Below are 17,780 nucleotides of genomic sequence, written 5' to 3'. Positions count from 1 at the left end.
TCGCAAGAGCGGCGCACGGATCATTCGTGGCGCTCCCATCCCGGGGCTTACCGTGCTTCGGGATCTGCGAGTCGATGCCGTGGGCTAAGTCGCCTGCATCGGTTGGGAAGTCACCCGGTAGAGCCGCTGAGCGGGTGCCTGGCTCGAATCCGGGCCGGGGTCGAACCTGGTCGCCGTGCTGGCGGTTCAGGGAGGCAGGAGATCGCCGAGCCAGTCGGCGATGTGGACGACGCGGGAGGTGCGGAGACGCGCCTCGCGGAGTCCGGCCTGGAGTTGCATATGGCAGCCGGGGTTGGTGGTGACGACGGTGACCGAGCCAAGGGAGGCGAGATGACGGACCTTACGGTCGCGGAGGCGGCGGGACATGGCCGGTTCGGTGAGGGAATAGCTGCCGGCGCTGCCGCAGCAGAGGTCGGTTTCGGGCAATTCGACATAACGATTGCCCGCAGCGGCGCGAATGAGGCGGCGGGGAGCCTCGGTGATGCCCTGGGCATGCGCGAGGTGGCAGGCGTCGTGGCAGGCGATGCGGTCGGTGCCGGGGAGGTGCTGGCCGAGGCGGGCAAGTTGTTCAGGAAAGCCGGGAGTGGCGGCCAGCCACTCGGTGAGATCGCGGACGCGTTGAGCGAAGGCGTGGGCAGCGCCGGCATTATCGGGGTCGCCGGCGAGGAGGGAGCCGTAGTCCTTGAGGGTGGAACCGCAGCCGGCGGCATTAACGACGATGGCGTCGAGTTCGGCGACAGGGAACGCTTCGAGGTTGTGGCGGGCGGCGGCGCGGGCGGTATCGAGTTGACCGCCGTGGGCATGGAGGGCGCCGCAGCAGGTCTGGTTGGGTGGAATGAGGACGTCGTAGCCGGCGGCATTGAGGAGGCGGACGGTCTGGTGGTGGGTGTTGCGGAAGAGGGCATGCATCACGCAGCCGGTGAGAAGTGCGACCCGCCCAAGCCGGGGGGAAGCGGAGGCAGGGGACACTTCGGGAAGAGGAGGTGCGGCAAGGGCGGGTTCGAGAGGAAAGGGGAGGAGGTCCAGCCAGGCACGGGCCGAGGCGGGGAGGAGCGGTTCGAGGTGGGCGGCGCGGGCGAACCGGGCGGGGAGAAGGGCGATCGCCAGGCGTCGGGGATGGGGGAGGATGCGGCCGATGAGGACACGGCGGAGGAAGGTCTGAACCGGGTGGCGACGGTGGACACGGTCGAGGTGATCGCGGGTGGCTTCGAGGAGGTGTCCGTAGGCGACGCCGCTGGGGCAGGCGGGTTCGCAGGCGCGGCAGCCGAGGCAAAGGTCGAGGTGCCGGACGGCGGCGCCGTTTGGGGCAAGGCGCCCCGCGGCGAGGGCACGCATCAGGTGGATGCGTCCGCGCGGGGAATCGTTTTCGTTGCCGGTTTCGAGATAGGTGGGGCAGGCGGAGAGGCAGAGGCCGCAATGGACGCAGGCGGCTGCGCGCTGCGGATCGAGGAAGGCGGTCGGGGTGCTGGAGGGTGGGGCGTTCATTCGGGCAAGGGCGGGAGGTGACCTTCGGGATCGAAGGCGGCCTTGAGGCGGTCGAGGAGAAAGCGGGGCGGTTCGCGCCGGCGACGGACGGGCGGGCCGGAATGGAGGAGGATGCCGTTGCCGGCACGGGCGACGAACGGCCGGTCTCCCAGATCGAGGGTTGCGCTGGGAAGGTGCGAGGGGAGAACGGTGGAGCGTGTGGGGGGTTGGGAGGGGTCGGGCCAGAGCTGCTCGTCCCAGCGGATCGGATCGATCGGGAGGAAGCCGAGTTCGGCCAGGCGACGGGACTGGTCCTGAACGTCGGGTTCCGTGCCCGCACACCGGGCATGGACATGGCAGGCGAGGTCCGCGGCGCCAGGGCGGCAGACATCGAGGGCGACGAGGAGGGGGACGCGGCGGAACGCTTCGGCGGCGAACCGGAAGGCCTCGACGACCGTCGGGGCGGTCAGGCCCGCGGCGTGGCGGGCTGCGGGAAGCGGAAGAAGTCGGAAGGTGGCGCGGACCGGGGTGCCGAGGGAGCCCCGGGAACCGATGAAGAGTTTGTGAAGATCGTAGCCCGCGACATTCTTGACCACCTGGCCGCCCGAGCGGATGCGGGTGCCGTCGGCGAGGTCGATATCCAGTCCGATGAGGTAGTCGCGCAGTGTGCCGAAGCCGAGGCGATGGGGGCCGGTAAGGTTCTCCGAGATGACCTTGCCGACGGTGCGCCGGCCGGGATGGGGGGGGTCGACGGGAAGCCACTGGCGGGCGGCGGCAAGGGTGTGCTGGAGCGCTTCGAGGGTGATGTCGCAGGGGGTGGTGCAGGTGAGGTCCTCGGGCCGGTGTTCGATCGGGGTGGCGGACATGGCGGGCGAGGCGTTCAGACGGCCGCCTGACGGTTGGGGAAGAAGTCGAGGCAGCGACGTCCGCCGGGGAGGACCTTGTGGGGGTTGCAGCGGCGATCGGGGTCGAAGACATCGCGGAGCCGGTGCATGGCAGCGAGGGACGGGGCATCGAACTGGCGGCTCATGAAGTCGATTTTCTCGACGCCGATGCCGTGTTCGCCGCTGACGCTGCCGCCGAGGGCGAGGCAGTGTTCGAGGATCTCGTGTCCGGCGGTGACGGCGCGCCGGATCTGATCGGGATCGGATTCATCGTAGAGGACGAGGGGATGGATGTTGCCGTCGCCGGCGTGGAAAACGTTGGGGATGCGGAGGCGGTGGCGTTCGGCGGTGCGGGCGATGAAGTGCATGATCTCCGGGAGGCGCGAGCGGGGGACGACGCCGTCCTGGGTGAGGTAATTGGGGCTGAGCCGGCCGATGGCTCCGAAGGCGCGTTTTCGGGATTTCCAGATGGCGGCGCGTTCGGCGGCGTCGCGGGCAGCCCGGATGGAGCGGCATCGGTGGAGCCGGCAGATTTCCTCGATCTGCGCGGCCTGGGGTTCGAGGCCGGGCGGATCGCCGTCGAGTTCCACGATGAGGACCGCCCCGGCATCGGGGGGGAACCCGACGTGGTAGGCGTCCTCGACGGCCCGGGTGATGAGTTGGTCCATCATTTCGAGGGCGGCGGGAACGATGCCGGCGGCGATGATGTCGCTGACCGCGTGGCTGGCGTCCTCGACGGACTCGAAGATGCCGAGGAGGGTGCGCCAGTCGGCGGGGGCGGGGACGAGGCGGAGGAGGGCGCGGGTGACGACGCCGAACATTCCTTCGGCGCCGATGACGACGCCGCGCAGATCGATGCCGTCGTCCTCCTCGCCTTCGCCGGGGGCGGTGCCGAGCCAGACGGGGGTGCCATCGGGGAGGACGAGTTCGAGGCCGAGGACGTGGTGGGTGGTGACGCCGAGTTTGAGGGTGTGGGGTCCGCCGGAGTTGGTGCCGATGTTGCCGCCGATGGTGCAGGCGCTTTGGCTGGAGGGGTCCGGGGCGTAGAGGAGACCGTGGGGGGCGGCGGCCTGGCTGACGCGGAGATTGACGCATCCGGCCTCGACGAGGGCGCGGCGGTGGACGGGGTCGATATGGAGCACCCGGTTCATGCGGGTAAGGGCGAGGGTGATGCCACCTTCGACGGCGAGGACGGCACCGCTGAGGCTGGTGCCGGCGCCACGGGGAATGATGGGGAAGGCGCGGCGATGGCATTCGCGGACGACTTCGGCGACTTCGCCGGGGGATCGTGGGAGGACCACCAGTTGGGGCAGGCGCCGTTCGAGGGTGTAGGCGTCGCACTCGTACACGAGGAGTTCGGCTGGATCGGACAGGACGCCATCGGTGCCCACGATGTGGCGGAGGGTGAGGATGAAGTCGGGATCGACGGCCGGGACCGGGGGCATGGGGTGACCGTAGCGGGGCGTAGCGGGGCGGGGAAGAGGGCAGGTGCCTACCGATGGGGGGCACGTTTGGCCAGGGCCGTGCGGGCCTCGTCCATCCAGGATGCGTCCGGCAGGGCGTAGGGGCGGAAGAGTTCCGTGGTGCCGGCGCGTTCCTGGTAGAGGAGGGCCCGGTGGAGTCCGAGGCGACTGGCCTGGGGGCTGTCGATGAGGTTTGCCGAATCGTTGGCCCCCATCTGGAAGAGCACCCGCCATCCGAACTCGGCCAGGGTCTTGCGGCCCAGGGCCTGCACGGCGTCGGCGTAGGTCCCGACGGTTGCCAGGATGTGGAAGCCATGCCCGGGCCCTTCGTCGAGGAGGGATTTCAGACGTTCCGCGGGGGTTGCCGGGGCATCGCTGGATCGGTACCCGAAATCGTCGTCAGCGCGGAGGCGCCGGAAATGTTCCAGGCCGTGAAGCAGGAGGAAGTGGGTTGGGCCGGGTGCGTCTTCTCCTCCCTGGATGGCCGTGCGCAACGATTCGCCCGCCCGTTCGAGGACTGCATCGAGATCGGCCACGGTACCCGACACCACCTCATGGGGCATGCCGCCTGTGAGTGAATCGAGGACCTGCCGGGATCGACCTTCGGGCGGGTGTCCGTCGAGCACGAGGAACCTCGCCCGGCCCGGGGGGAACTGGGCGCCGAGAGCGGCCAGGGCACCGACGAGGATGGCGGTGGCGGACTCCTCCCGTTGTCCGACGACGAGCAGGTGATCGCCGCGGCGACGGGCGAGGATGACCTCGGTGGGGCCCTTGATGGCATTGGGTGCCCCCAGCCAGATGCGGGACTCGGCGGGTGCGGACTGCGGGGCCGGGGCGTTCCAGAGGTTGCGCATGGCCTCGTTTTCGCCGGGGTCCGCCGGGGCATCGCCCTCGAAGATCATCGGGCCCGCGGTGAAGCCGCTCTGATCGGCTCGTTGACGCACCTGGGCGAGGCACCGATCCCGCACGTCGTCCGGCAACCAGACGGTTTGGAAGGGGCTGTTGCCCTCGCGGGCGCCTGCGGCGTCGTTGTAGATGCCTTCCCCGGGGCGGGACAGGAGGCGGGGGGCGGCGTTGCCGTCATCCATGATCAGGTAGGCATCGGCCTCGTTGCATTGGAGGGCGATGCGGACGACCATCTGGCCCAGCGTGCTGCGGGCCACGGTGTAGGCGCCTCCGAGGGTTTGGGAACCGAGGATGGCATGGACTCCGAAGGCCCGGCCCTGGCGGACGATGCGGTCGAGGAGAAGCGAGGCTGTCTGGGCCAGCCGGTCCTCCTCGACGAAGAACTCCTGGAATTCGTCGATGAGCAGAAGGACGCGGGGCATGGGGAGGGCATTGGCGGTGGCCCGGTAGGCGTCGAGGTTCTGGACACCGGCGGCACGGAACAGGTCTCCCCGGTGTCGCAGTTCCTCGTCCACGCGTTGGAGGACGCTCACTCCGAATTCCCGGTCGCTTTCGATGGCGACCACCCGGGCATGGGGCAGCCGGTGGGCGGCGTAGCACTTGAACTCGACACCCTTCTTGAAGTCCACGAGGTAGAACTCGACTTCTCCGGGCGGGTGCCAGAGGGCGAGGTTGGTGATGAGGACATGGAACAGGGTGGACTTGCCGGAGCCGGTCTTTCCGGCGATCAGGGCGTGCTGACGGGTTCCCTTTCCGAGGGACAGGTACTGGAGCTTGGTGGCGCCGGTGCGCCCGATGGGCACGCGCAGTTCGGTGCGGGTGTCGAGCGACCACCTTTGGGAATCGTCCGGGGCCACCTGCTGAAAGGGGACCTCGACGCGGTGCGAATCGGCACTGGCCCGGGCCACCATTTGGAGCAGGGGAATGGCTACTTCCGGGGCGGGGGCCCTTTCCAGGTGGATTTCCAGTCCTGCCGTCTCGCGGTCGGCCAGGGCGAATCCGGCGGGGCCATGGTCGGCGCGGAGACGGACCGTTGCGGCCCGCCATTCCTGGGTGGGGAATTCGGCTGGCAACGGCTGGCGGGCGTCGTGATGGGCCAGGGTGTACACGCCGCAACGCGGTCCGTTGACGAGGATGTTGCGGAGGCGTCGGAGGGCGAGTTCGCTGAAGTTGACCGGGAAATCGGCGATCACGAGGAACCGGTAGCGCTCGGCGATGTGACCCGCCTCGCGATTGTACTCGGCGATGGTGGCGTACTCATCGCGGAGATAGGTCTGGATCACCTTTTCGAGGTGTTCATTGAGTTCGCCCAGGCGTTCCTCGATCTGACCCGGCTGCGTCCACAGGCGTCCGTCCACCAGGTGCTCCGCCTGGTCGGTGAGGTGCATGATGCCCGCGAAGCTCCCGCCCAAGCCTACGGGATCGATCACCGTCAGGCCGATCCGGCCCGGAGGCGATTCGGCGAGGAGGCGCAGCACCACCTGGTTCAAGGCGGAGATGGCCATGTCCCGTCCGCCGCCCCGGGTTTCGATCCACAAGGAGCCCTGCTCGGGAAAGGTGAGCAGGAGCGGCAGGGTCAACGGCTCGGGAGGGGCTCCGGCCCGGTGCGGTTCGGGGTCGGTCAGCCCCGTGAAACGCGGGAGATCGACTTCCAGCCGTCCGCATCGGACGGCGCCGGCAAACGCGACCGGGGGTTCCCAGGCGGCCCATCGTTCTTCCTCCCAGCCGGGCGATTCGGCCACGGGAATGCGGCGGGCCTCCTCCAGTCGTTCGAGGGCGGGGCGGACGCGTTGATCCGATTCGGCGTCCAGGACGGCCGACGCCTCGCGGTGTTTCGCTTCGATCGTGTTCCGGCGCTGTTGGGACTCGCGTTCGAGGGCGGCGCGGCGTTCCTGGTGGTCCTGGTGCTGCGACTCTTCGAGGGCATCGCGATCGGCCTCGAGGCTGCGACGGCGCTGTTGTTGCAGGCGTTCGTGCCGGGCCATTCCCCGTGCGAATCGTGCGTCGAGACGGGCCGGGTATTCGGCCCGTTCCCGCGCCGCGGTTTCCAAGGCGTCGTGCCAGGCATGGGTGGCCCGTTCGGCGGCCTCGTCATGGGTGCGTTGGGCCGCTTCCCGTTCCTGTCGATGGGTGGTTTCGGCCTTGGCGGTGCAGGCTTCGTGGAGAAGGCGGGCCTGGCCCAGTCCCTCGAGGATCCTGTCGGTTGCCGCCGCGGCGCCGCGACGGCCGGCGAAGTAGAGGAAGACGCCCAGCGCCAACGCGGCCGCGGTGAACGCCGCGGCCTCGCGGTAGGTCAGGGCGTGGTAACCGAGATGCTGGAGGACCGGGATGGCAAGGCATGGCACGAAGGCGAGGGCCAGGCCCAACGGCCACCCTCCGGAGACGCGGGGCAGGATTCGGCGGCGGAAGGAACCCAGGTCGCGATCCAGTTCCTGCAATACGCTTCCGAGTTGCTCCGCCAGTTGATCCTCCGTCCCGGAAACGTCCGCCGTCACGTTCTCGTGCGCCCGCAGCCAGCGATCCCGAAACCAGCGTCCATAGACTCCCAGCGACGACTCGGTCGCCTTTTCCAAGCGGTCCAGGAACGTCCTTTGTCCGGCGAGGTGAGCCGACCAGGCGGCGAGAGTGGCATCCGCCGCGGCCAGGCGGGAATCGCGGTCCCGGGTCACCCGCAGCATCTCGCGCTGCAGATCGTATTTCCGCTGACCTTCACGCGCCTCGATCCGTTCGAGCATCGATCTTCCGGCCTGGCGTTTGGCGCGTTCCAGGCGGCCGGACCGGGAGCGATGGCGTTCGTCCGTGCGGGCCAGGGCCTGTCGGAACCATTCGGACGTTCGTTGAGCCGCCTCCGCGTGGCGCTGATCCTCGTTGTCCAGACCGGCCCGCGCCCGGGCCAGTTCGAGGGCGAGGGCTTTGCGGTGGCGGGCGTCCTCGGCGGCGCGACGGGCCGCGAGGTCGCGGAGGCTGTCACGCCATCCGTCGAGCAGATCCAGGGTCGAGTCGAGACATCTCATGATCGGGGCATGGCGGCGAGGTCCTGGCGTCTACTCACAATCCTTCCGCACCTTGTTCACCAGTTCGTCGAGGTGCTCCAGGGCTTCCGAGGCGCGGTCCACCGCCGCCGTCAGGGGCGTCAGGAAGCGGGCTTCGAACTCGGCGCTTTTCGCATCATCCCAGGTTTCCTTTGTCTCCTGCCAGTGTGCCATCAGTTCGCGGGTCAACCCGGTGAGGCGTGCCCGACTCGAACCGAGGCTCACGGTGGCCTCCCATCGTTGGGGGGCGGTTCGGATGGGTTGGCCGGGGCCGGGGCGGGCGGCATGGCCGTGGACGGGAGGTGGGGCTCGCCTGGACCGGTGGAAGGCCGGAGGCCGGCATAGGCGGCCAGGTGGCGGACCACCTCGGTGAGAAAGGCCACGGCCATGGCCATCTCGTGGGAGAAGACGGTGTCGAGCGCCTGAACGCGGCGGGTCAGCGGTTCGGTGCGCGGCCCGAGGTCCCGGCTCCAGCGGCGCACACGATCGAGCGACTCCCGGCATTCCTCGAGGGCGCGCCGGGCACGGTGGACGGCCGACTGTTCGAAGGCTCCCGCCTCCCGGAAGTCGGAGAGCTGGGCGCTGAACAGGGATTGCTTCGCCTCGTCCAGGGCCCGTTCGCGCCGGCGCAGTTCGCGTTCCCAATGGACCCGCTGCTCGGTTTCGAGCCAGTACTGCACTTTTCGAAGGTCGGCGCTCACTTCCTCGAGCACCGGACGCGCCTTGTCGAGGTAGCCGATCAGACGGGCCCGGAAGGCCTCGACTGCCTCGACCGACCCCACATGCGCCCGTTCCGGCATAGGCGGCTCCTAGCGCTGTTTCAGGTACTCCTCGATCCGGCCCGCCTTGCGGAGGAGATACGGCGCATGCCGGTCGGCCACCTCGACGAAATGCTTGAGTGACCGGAGGGTCGCCCGGAATTCCTCGGCGAACTTCTCGTGTTCCTGGTCCTGCCAGGTGTCCCCCAGGGCCGCAAACCGGGCCTGCAGCGACGCCATCCGCGCCTGCAGATCCACGTTGAACCGCTTCAACTCCTCGGCGAACCGCCGCACCTCCTCAGGGTTCATGATTGCCTGCGCCATGCGTCGTCCTTTCGTGTGATCGTGGGTGATCCTGGGTGAGCCCGCCACCGGATGACCACTGAAATCCTTCCGGCCCGGATTGTGCCTCCAAGCTATCCGCCCGGATGCCCGCCGGCAAACTCCCTTCCTCTTTGGCATGCCCTTCGCAGCGCCGTTGAGCCGCCGGCTGTTCCCCGGCCGGGGCTTCGCGATACCATGTCCGCCTCATGAGCGGACGACACGTGCTGGTCACCGGCGGGGCCGGATTCATCGGGTCCCACCTGGTCGAACGTCTCCTTGCCGACGGACATCGGGTGGTGGTGCTCGATGACGGCTCCACCGGGACGCCGGACAACCTGGCATGTGTCCGGAACGATCCCTGTCTCGACCTGATCGAGGGGCGGGTTTCGGAATGCGCCCGCCTCGATGCCCTCGCGGGCGGGGCTGCGTTCATCTTCCACCTGGCCGCCGCGGTCGGGGTCGATCTGGTCGTCCGTTCCCCCGTCGCCACCATCCACAACAACCTCGCCGAGACCGAGGCCGTCCTCCGCTCCGCCGCCGCCGCGCGGGTGCCACTCCTCTTCACCTCGACCTCCGAAGTGTACGGCAAGAGCCAGCGCGACGTCTTTCGCGAGGAGGACGATCTCCTCATCGGCCCGCCCCACCTGGGACGCTGGAGCTACGCCTGCTCGAAACTCATGGACGAGTTCCTGACGCTCGCCTACGCCCGGGAACGCGGGCTGGGCACCATCATCGTCCGCCTGTTCAATACCGTCGGCCCCCGGCAGACCGGCCGGTACGGAATGGTTCTCCCGCGCTTCATCGAGGCGGCCCGGACCGGACAGCCGCTGCGGGTCTTTGGAACGGGACATCAGTCCCGCTGTTTCTGCCTGGTCCACGACACCGTCGAGGCCCTGGTACGGTTGTGGCGCGCGCCGGAGGCGCTGGGCCAGGTGGTGAACGTGGGCAACGACGAAGAGATCTCGATTCTCGAACTTGCCCGCCGGGTCCTCGCCGGGACCGGGTCCGGCGCCCCCCTCGAAAACATCCCCTACGAGCAGGCCTATGCGCCCGGGTTCGAGGACATGCAACGAAGACGACCGTCCCTCGAGAAGCTCGAACGCCTGACCGGCTACCGCCCGCGCACCCCGCTGGACCGGATCATCCGCATCACGGCCGGACTGGCCGGATGAACCGATCCCTGCCGGTCATGAATCATGCCAGGACCGGTTCGATGACGTGCCCGTGGACGTCGGTCAAGCGGCGTTCGATGCCGTTGTGGTAGTAGCTGAGCCGTTCGTGATCGACGCCGAGCAGGTGCAGGAGGGTGGCGTGCAGATCGTAGATGGTGCAGGGGTTCTCCACCGCCCGGTACCCGAACTCGTCCGTCTGCCCGTAACTGAATCCAGGCCGGACCCCGGCGCCGGTGAGCCAGACGGTGAAGCCGTGCGGATTGTGGTCCCGGCCGCTGGCATCCTTCTGGAACGTGGGCATGCGGCCGAACTCGGTGACCCAGGCGACCACGGTGTCCTGCAGGAGACCTCGGGCCTTCATGTCCTGGAGGAGGGCGGCGGCCGGCTGGTCGAGGATTTCCCGATGCACATCGTACTGCTCCTTGAGGGTTTTGTGTCCGTCCCAGTTGCCCACCCCCTCGCCCATGGCGTAGGCCCCGTTGAAGAGCTGGACGAACCGCACCCCGCGCTCGACCAGGCGCCGCGCCAGCAGGCAGTTCCGGGCGAACCGCGCCTTCAGCGTGTTCGGGTCGTCCACGCCATACAAGGCGAGCGTCGCCCTGGATTCCCCCGAGAAGTCGCCGACCTCCGCCGCGCTGAGCTGCATCCGGGCGGCCAGTTCATAACTGGCGATGCGTGCGCTCAGGTCGGTGTCGCCGGGATGCGTCGCCAGGTGCCGGTCGTTCAGGAACCGGAGGAAGTCCCGGGCCTGACGGTCCCCCGCCTCGCCGATGCCGGCCGGGGTGGCGAGATTGGGAATCGGCTCGTCGGCGTTGAAGGCGACCCCCTGGAACACCGCCGGCAGGAAGGCCGAACTCCAATGGTTGGGCCCGACCTGCGGCACGCCGCGCGGATCGGGGATGGCCACGTAGGCCGGCAGATCCCGGTTCTCGGTGCCCAGCGCGTAACTCACCCACGCCCCCATGCTCGGGAACCCGTCGAGGATGAACCCGGTGCTCATCTGGTTCTCCGCCGGACCGTGCGTGTTCGACTTCGCGGTCATCGAATGGATGAAGCAGAAGTCGTCCGCCATGTCCGCCAGTCTCGGCAGCATGTCCGAAATCATCTTTCCCGACTGGCCGCGCGGGCGGAACTCCCAGTGCGGCCGGGCCAGGGCTCCGTTCTCCCCCTGAAAGGTGATCAGACTCTCCGACCCCGGCATCGGTTGCCCGTGCCTCCGGAACAACTCGGGCTTGTAGTCCCAGGTCTCGAGGTGCGCGCACGCGCCCGAGCAGAAGATGACCACGACATTCCTGGCCTTGGCCGGGAAGTGAGGTTGCCGCGGCGCCAGGGGGTCTTCGGGGTTCCATTCCGGACGGATCGGCCCCGTGCCGGCCCGCAGCAGCCCCTGCTCCGACAACAAGGTCGTCAGGGCCAGGCCGCTCAGCCCGGTGCCGCCGTACCGCAGGAAATCGCGGCGCCGCATCATCCATCGGCCCGCATGACTGATCGGGTTCGCGTTCATGGTCGGTTCGCACCTCCGGGCGCGCGCATTCGGTGTGCTCGCCAGGCGGTTGCGCCACCTTAGCCGGAACGCCCGGTGGTGCGCCACCCCCCCGATCGGGTGGATGTAGGAAGCAGGTCATCTTTTCCCTGTCTCAGTCTCGTACTCGTAATCGTAATCGTACTCGTAATCGTAATCGTAATCGTAATCGTAATCATCCCGACCCGCGGTGCCCGTACTCGATCCCTGATCTCGGATCCCCGATCCCGGCGGTCCCCTCGTCGTATCCCTTGACCGATCGCATCTCCGACAACATGGAGTTGCGCCCGAGCGGACCGCAGGGCCTTGTCGGATGTTGACCTCGATTTCGATTTCGAGGCCGGGCCTCCCCCCTCCTCCCGGCAGCGACGCTTCGCGATGTTCGCACCTCTCCCCACCACTCCGGGCTGCACGGGAATCCGCCTCGGGACGCACTCCGGGATTGAGCGGATGTCCCATCGCGCCTAGACCTCCCTCACCTCCGCTTCAATGCGCCGCCCGACCTTCCATCGCCTTCTTGCACTGGGGCTGGCGGGGTGTGTCCTGCTCGCCCCGTGGCCCGGGTCAGCGGCCCTGCGGGAACCGGTTCATCCACGCCGAACCGTCGAGGAATTTCCCCCCGTTCCCGCCCGCCACATTCGCTTCACGATCCACGCCACCAATTGGGGCGAGCCGGGCTTCGACGCGATCGAGATCTACGGCCCGGACGACGAAACGCGGAACCTTGCCCTGGCCGCCCACGGCGGGCGCGCCACCGCCTCAGGCACCCTCCCCGGCTACGCCATCCATGAACTGGCCGGCATCAACGACGGCCGCTACGGCAACGGCCGTTGCTGGATCGCCGACCGGCGCGAGGGTGCCTGGGTCCGCATCGAACTCCCCCAGCCCGCGATCCTCCATCGCCTGGTGTGGAGCCGCGACCGCGAAGGGAAATTCGTGGACCGCCTGGCCACCGACTACGTCATCGAAGTCTCCCTGGACGGCAGCGACTGGACGGTTGTGGCGTCATCGGCCGATCGGGAACCGTTGCCCGGCGATCCCACCGACGCCTGGCTGGCGCCTGTGGCACGCCAGTTCACGCATCGGTTCGTGCCCACCGCCTCCGGACTTCCGGCCGACATCGAACATCCGTCGCCTGAGTACACCATCGACCGCTGGCAGACTTCCGACGGCCTCCCCGGCAATACCGTCACGGCGCTGTCCCAGGGACCGGACGGCTACCTCTGGCTCGGCACCTTGAACGGGCTGGTCCGCTTCGACGGCATCCGGTTCTTCGTGCTCGACCGCGATGCCGGCCTGCCCGATCCGCGGGTCCTTGCCCTGCTCCACGACCGTCACGGCGCCCTCTGGATCGGCACCGAGGGCGGCGGGCTCGTGCGCCTTCAGCATGGCGCTTTCACCCGCTGGACCCAGGACCAAGGATTGCCTTCCGACCGGGTCCTGTCCCTCGCCGAGGATCCCCGCGGCCGGCTCTGGGTCGGCACCGCCGGCGGCATCCTCATCCGGGATGGGTCGCATTGGGTGCCGGGCCCGGGCGGTGGCAGCTTTGATTCCCCTTCGGTCTCGAGGATCGTCCCGGTCGAGGACTCCGCCTGGTGCATTGTCCATTCGTCCATCGCTGTCGGTCGTGGGGCCATGCTCGAACGTCCGACGGTCACCGGTGAACCGGGGCAGTTCACCAGCATGTTCGCCCTGCATCGCGGCCCCAGCGGCCGGCTCTGGTTCGGCGGGGCCAACAACTATCTCGCCTCCGTCGATCCCGGTGCGGACGTCGTTCGCATCCATCCCGAACAACCCGGCCATCTGCTCAACAGCGTCTGGGAGATCCTCGAGACCCGCAACGGCGACGTCTGGGTGGGCACCGCCAATGGCGGCCTGCGCCGTTGGCGGGACGGCAGGTTTCTTTCCATCACCACCCAGGAGGGGCTTTCCGACAATTCCATCCGCAGCCTCTTCGAGGATCGCGAGGGCAATCTGTGGATCGGCACGGTCGGGGGTGGTCTCAACCGTCTCAAACCCCGCCGCCTGACCACCCTCACCACCCGCGACGGACTTTCCCACAACACCGTGATGTCGCTCATCGAAGACACCGACGGCGCCATTTGGGTGGGCTCGAATTGCGGCGGGCTCAGCGTCGGCCGCCAAGGGCACTTCGCCCCGTACCAACCCAACTACCTCCTCGACAACGAATGCGTCTGGTCCCTGGCCCCGGCTCCCGACGGCGCCCTGTGGATCGGTACCTGGGGCGGCGGTCTGTTCCGCCTCCACGGTCGTGACATCGCCCACTTCGTCCTTGCCCAGCGCCACCACGACGAACCGGTGACCGCCCTCCTCCCCGATCCCGATCGGGGCCTCTGGGTCGGGACCGCGTTCCGGGGAGTTCTGTGGTTTCACGAGGGCACGTTCCATTCCGTCCGGCTGGAAGGTCTGTCAGGGTCGCATCCGGTGACCTCGCTCCTCGACGATGGGCGGCGCGGCCTCTGGGTTGGGACCGGGGGCGGCGGCCTGCTTCACCTCTCCCCGGACCAGCGGGCCCGGGCAACCCGTGCCGCGGGCGTGGACATCCCCGTTCGCTCCATCCGACGTTCCCGGCACGACGGGCTGCCTTCGGATGTCGTCCGCACCCTCCATCGCGATGCGTCGGGCACCCTCTGGGTCGGCACCGATCGTGGCCTGGCCCGCCTCCAGGGGGACCGCATCGACGCCTTCACCGCGGCACAAGGGCTCCCCAACGAGGTGATCTCCCAGATCCTTCCCGACGACCTTGGGCATCTCTGGCTTGGCTCCAACCGCGGCATCCTCCGCCTGTCCCTCGACGATCTCGAGGATGTCGCGCGGTGCGGCGGCCAGCTCAATGTCGCCACCTTCGGGCGCGAGGAAGGACTCGATGGCGTCGAATGCACCGGCGGATTCCACCCCGCCGGACTCAAGGCCCGCGACGGCACCCTCTGGTTCTCGACCGTCCGCGGCATCGTCCGCGTCGATCCCGCCCGTTTCGAACCGAACCGCCTGCCGCCGCCGGTCCTGATCGAACGCGTCCTGGTGGACGGTCACGACGGGGCCCTGCCCGGCGATTTCCTGAGTTCCGGAAGCCGCGCCGATGCACGCCGCATCGAACCCGGCGCCCGCCGAATCGAGTTCCATTTCACCGCTCTCAGCCTGGTGTCGCCCGAACGGAACCGGTTCCGTTACCGGCTGGCCGGACTCGAAGCCGCCTGGGTCGAGTCCGGCGCCCAGCGCGTCGCCGCCTATACCCGGGTGCCGCCCGGCCGGTATCGGTTCGAGGTCCAGGCCTGCAATGCCGACGGCGTTTGGAACCTCGCAGGCACCGGCCTCGATCTTCGTGTCCTGCCCCCCTTCTGGGCTCAGGGATGGTTCCTTGCCCTCACCGGAGGACTCGCGCTCGCCGTTGGCGGCTGGTCCGTCCGGACCTGGTCCCTTCGCAAGATCCGGCACCAGCTCGAAACCCTCGAACGTCAGCACGGACTCGAAAAGGAACGGGCCCGCATCGCCCGCGATATCCACGACGACCTCGGCTCCACCCTCACCCAGATCTCCCTCCTCACCGAACTTGCCCGCCGTCGCCGTCGGTCCCCCGACGACGTCGAGACGCACCTCCAGCAAATCTCCGAGGCCTCGCGGGAAATGGTTCAAGCCATGGACGCCATCGTCTGGGCCGTCAACCCACGCAACGACTCGCTCGATCACCTCGCCAATTACATCTCCCAGTTCGCCGTCTCCTTATTCCGCCTCACCCCCATCCGCTGCCGCCTCGACGTCCCCGCTCACCTTCCCGAGTTGCCGCTCCCGACCGAGGCGCGACATCACCTCTTCCTCGCCACCAAGGAGGCCCTGCACAACGTCGTCCGCCATGCGCAGGCCACCGAGGTCCGCCTTCGACTGGCGGTCGAACAGGGAGACTTCGTGATCGCTGTCGAGGACAACGGCCGCGGCCTGACCCGCCGGCCGGACACCGGCGTCCCCACCCATCCGGGCCGGTCCGAACCGAACCGCAACGGCGAGGGAGACGGCCTCCGCAACATCCGGCAGCGCCTCGACGAAATCGGCGGCCGCCTCGCCGTCCGCCCGCATCCCGAGGGTGGTCTCGCCCTCGAGTTCCGACTCCGATTGCCCGGGTTCCCCAACCTTCCATGACCGACTCCCCTGCCATCGCCATCGCCATTGTCGAGGACGACGCCCGCATCCGCACGCACCTCGCGGCACTGATCGACGGCAGCCCCGGCCATCGGTGCGTCGGGGTCTGCGCCTCGGGCGAGGAGGCCATCGAGGTCGTGCCGCGCCTGCGTCCCGACCTGGTGTTCATGGACATCAACCTCCCCTGCATGTCCGGGGTCGAATGCACCCGTCACCTCAAGGAACGCTTGCCGGAGCTGCAGATTGTCATGCTTACGGTGTACGACGACAGCGACCGCATCTTTCGAGCCCTCGAAATGGGGGCCTGCGGGTATCTGCTCAAGCGGAGCAGTTCCGAGGAGATCCTCCAGGCCATCGACGAGGTCCGCCGTGGCGGCGCGCCCATGTCCAGTCACATCGCCCGCAAGGTCGTCCAGTCCTTTCAGCGCGGTGACCGGGCGCCGCGCGAGACCGAGAATCTCTCCCCCCGGGAGGAGGAAACCCTCGGCTACGTCGCCCGCGGCTATGTCAACAAGGAGATCGCCGAGGCCATGGGCATCGGGATCGAAACCGTCCGCGGCTACCTCAAGAGCGCCTACACCAAGCTCCATGTCCGATCCCGGACCGAGGCGGCCATGAAGTTGTTTCGCGACAAGGACGTATGAGCCGACACGCTGCAAGACGGAACCGGGAACCGGGGCTTGCCGGCAACCCCGATGCCAAAGCGGAAGTGACGGGTTCCTTTATGAGACATCGGAGACGCTTCAGGCCGTCGCGCTGGGCACGTCGATCTGCCTCGATGGAGACGTGGACGCCGGGCATTACGCGGACGCATCGTTTGAAGCCATCGACGGATCGGCGCCGGGCATCCAGAGTCGCCGGCCCAACCGGCGAAAGTAGCCTGTGGAACAGGCGGCCAAGGATTACTTCATCACGTCAACCCGCTGCGTTGGGAAAGAAGGTCACCCAAAGCATAAAACATAAAACATAAAACATAAAACAAACAGGCAGGCATAAAGCATTTGACCGAAATGAATATAAAACGACAGGCTAGTTAACATAGACAATATTATAAAAAGACAGGCCTTTTACAATTGACATTGCACCCATTTATTGCAGCCTCCTCGTCACGTCATCCGAGTCACCTGCCCTTCGCACTCCCTCTCCTTCAACCCTAAATTACTCAATGAGAACGCCGCGAATTACCGCCGATCCCTCCATGCCCGCGACATTCCACTGCATGTCCCGCGTCGCTGGCGGCCTTCATCTGCTCGACGACTCCGCCAAGCACAAACTCCTCAACATCCTCCACCACCTCGCCCGGTTCTGCGACATCGACATCATCACCTTCTGTTTGATGTCCAACCACTTCCATCTCCTCATCCGCGTCCCGCCCAAACCCCTCCCGGACTCCATCCCGGACGACGTCATCCTCGCCAAACTCGAGGACTTCTACGGCCCAAAGGCCACTCTTCCCACCCTCGCCCGTGCCGCCCTCAACAAGGGCCAACCCATCCCTGACGACATCCGCCAAGCGGTCCTCTCCCGCATCGCCGACCTCTCCGTCTTCCTCCAGGAGTTCAAGCAACGCTTCTCCCGCTGGTACAATCGTCGCCACGACCGCACCGGCTACCTCTGGGGCGAACGTTTCCGCAGCGTCCTGGTGGAAGACTGTCCCAGCACCCTCCGCGCCATCGCCGCCTACATCGACCTCAACCCCGTTCGCGCCGGCCTGGTCAACGATCCCAAGGACTACCGCTTCTGCGGCTACGCTGCGGCCCTGACCGGCGACAAGGTCATCCGCCGCGGAATCATGGCTTTTCTGGGCGCGGCCGACTGGAGCGCGGCGTCAGCCGAATATCGCCTGGCCCTCTATGTGATTGGCGGCACTGCGGGACGGAGCGACAAGCGGGTGCTGGATCCGGACGCGATCCGGGCGGAACTGGCGCGGGGCGGTGAACTGCCGCTGGGGCAGATCCTACGACTACGGATCCGGCACATGACCGATGGAGTGTTCCTGGGCTCGAAGGAGTTCGTGAACCAGATGTGGGAGCGGCACCGGGACAAGTTCGGCAAGCGGCGCAAGAGCGGTGCGCGGATCATTCGAGGCGCCCCGATTCC

At 67.8% G+C, this 17,780-nt stretch carries 12 protein-coding genes; 4 read left to right on the top strand and 8 right to left on the bottom strand.

Annotated elements, in window-relative coordinates; all coding sequences use genetic code 11:
* Positions 1-186 precede the first annotated feature (186 nt).
* The 7 genes from KF833_23630 to KF833_23600 are packed head-to-tail and all read right to left on the bottom strand — an operon-like array spanning position 187 to position 8,831.
* A complete protein-coding gene (locus tag KF833_23630) occupies positions 187-1,485 on the bottom strand; it encodes a 4Fe-4S dicluster domain-containing protein (GenBank protein MBX3748310.1) in 1,299 nt (432 codons plus the stop codon).
* Positions 1,482-2,330, bottom strand: a complete 849-nt coding sequence (locus KF833_23625; GenBank protein ID MBX3748309.1) for an FAD-binding oxidoreductase — start codon at positions 2,328-2,330, stop codon at positions 1,482-1,484. Before KF833_23625 ends, KF833_23630 begins: the two co-directional genes overlap by 4 nt.
* Positions 2,331-2,344: 14 nt before the next feature.
* Positions 2,345-3,793: an FAD-binding protein gene (locus KF833_23620; protein ID MBX3748308.1), complete on the bottom strand. Its 1,449-nt coding sequence runs from the start codon at positions 3,791-3,793 to the stop codon at positions 2,345-2,347.
* A gap of 47 nt (positions 3,794-3,840) precedes the next feature.
* Positions 3,841-7,731, bottom strand: coding sequence for an ATP-binding protein (locus KF833_23615; GenBank protein MBX3748307.1), 3,891 nt, complete (start codon positions 7,729-7,731; stop codon positions 3,841-3,843).
* A 30-nt stretch (positions 7,732-7,761) separates the two neighbouring features.
* Complete coding sequence (locus tag KF833_23610; GenBank protein MBX3748306.1) at positions 7,762-7,974, bottom strand: hypothetical protein; 213 nt, start codon at positions 7,972-7,974, stop codon at positions 7,762-7,764.
* Positions 7,971-8,549, bottom strand: coding sequence for a hypothetical protein (locus KF833_23605; protein ID MBX3748305.1), 579 nt, complete (start codon positions 8,547-8,549; stop codon positions 7,971-7,973). The genes KF833_23610 and KF833_23605 overlap by 4 nt, the downstream gene beginning before the upstream one ends.
* Before the next feature lie 9 nt (positions 8,550-8,558).
* A complete protein-coding gene (locus KF833_23600; GenBank protein ID MBX3748304.1) occupies positions 8,559-8,831 on the bottom strand; it encodes a WXG100 family type VII secretion target in 273 nt (90 codons plus the stop codon).
* 206 nt (positions 8,832-9,037) lie between these two features.
* Between KF833_23600 and KF833_23595 the strand changes: the two genes are divergently transcribed.
* Positions 9,038-10,003 (top strand): NAD-dependent epimerase/dehydratase family protein, encoded by a 966-nt coding sequence (locus KF833_23595; GenBank protein ID MBX3748303.1) that lies wholly within the window; start codon positions 9,038-9,040, stop codon positions 10,001-10,003.
* 22 nt (positions 10,004-10,025) lie between these two features.
* On the opposite strand, the gene KF833_23590 is transcribed toward KF833_23595, so the two are convergent.
* Complete coding sequence (locus tag KF833_23590; protein ID MBX3748302.1) at positions 10,026-11,507, bottom strand: DUF1501 domain-containing protein; 1,482 nt, start codon at positions 11,505-11,507, stop codon at positions 10,026-10,028.
* A 507-nt stretch (positions 11,508-12,014) separates the two neighbouring features.
* Here KF833_23590 and KF833_23585 point away from each other — a divergent pair.
* The 3 genes from KF833_23585 to KF833_23575 form a co-directional block, all read left to right on the top strand.
* A complete protein-coding gene (locus tag KF833_23585) occupies positions 12,015-15,680 on the top strand; it encodes an ATP-binding protein (protein ID MBX3748301.1) in 3,666 nt (1,221 codons plus the stop codon).
* The gene (locus KF833_23580) at positions 15,677-16,324 is read left to right on the top strand and encodes a response regulator transcription factor (protein MBX3748300.1); all 648 of its coding nucleotides are present in this window, start codon (positions 15,677-15,679) and stop codon (positions 16,322-16,324) included. The genes KF833_23585 and KF833_23580 overlap by 4 nt, the downstream gene beginning before the upstream one ends.
* Positions 16,325-16,878: 554 nt before the next feature.
* A partial coding sequence (locus KF833_23575; GenBank protein MBX3748299.1) for a transposase occupies positions 16,879-17,780 on the top strand: 902 nt, incomplete at its 3' end.

The sequence above is a fragment of the Verrucomicrobiia bacterium genome, from assembly GCA_019634625.1.
In the GTDB taxonomy this organism is placed as follows: domain Bacteria; phylum Verrucomicrobiota; class Verrucomicrobiia; order Limisphaerales; family CAIMTB01; genus CAIMTB01.
The sequence above is the reverse complement of the archived record's forward strand: the minus strand, read 5'-3'. Positions and strand labels throughout refer to the sequence as shown.

Excerpts from the sequence above, each read along its gene's own strand:
- KF833_23585 (MBX3748301.1), top strand. The coding sequence starts at position 12,015 with ATGCGCCGCCCGACCTTCCATCGCCTTCTTGCACTGGGGCTGGCGGGG.
- KF833_23595 (MBX3748303.1), top strand. The coding sequence starts at position 9,038 with ATGAGCGGACGACACGTGCTGGTCACCGGCGGGGCCGGATTCATCGGG.
- KF833_23590 (MBX3748302.1), bottom strand. The coding sequence starts at position 11,507 with ATGAACGCGAACCCGATCAGTCATGCGGGCCGATGGATGATGCGGCGC.
- KF833_23600 (MBX3748304.1), bottom strand. The coding sequence starts at position 8,831 with ATGGCGCAGGCAATCATGAACCCTGAGGAGGTGCGGCGGTTCGCCGAG.
- KF833_23625 (MBX3748309.1), bottom strand. The coding sequence starts at position 2,330 with ATGTCCGCCACCCCGATCGAACACCGGCCCGAGGACCTCACCTGCACC.
- KF833_23580 (MBX3748300.1), top strand. The coding sequence starts at position 15,677 with ATGACCGACTCCCCTGCCATCGCCATCGCCATTGTCGAGGACGACGCC.
- KF833_23615 (MBX3748307.1), bottom strand. The coding sequence starts at position 7,731 with ATGAGATGTCTCGACTCGACCCTGGATCTGCTCGACGGATGGCGTGAC.
- KF833_23605 (MBX3748305.1), bottom strand. The coding sequence starts at position 8,549 with ATGCCGGAACGGGCGCATGTGGGGTCGGTCGAGGCAGTCGAGGCCTTC.
- KF833_23620 (MBX3748308.1), bottom strand. The coding sequence starts at position 3,793 with ATGCCCCCGGTCCCGGCCGTCGATCCCGACTTCATCCTCACCCTCCGC.
- KF833_23630 (MBX3748310.1), bottom strand. The coding sequence starts at position 1,485 with ATGAACGCCCCACCCTCCAGCACCCCGACCGCCTTCCTCGATCCGCAG.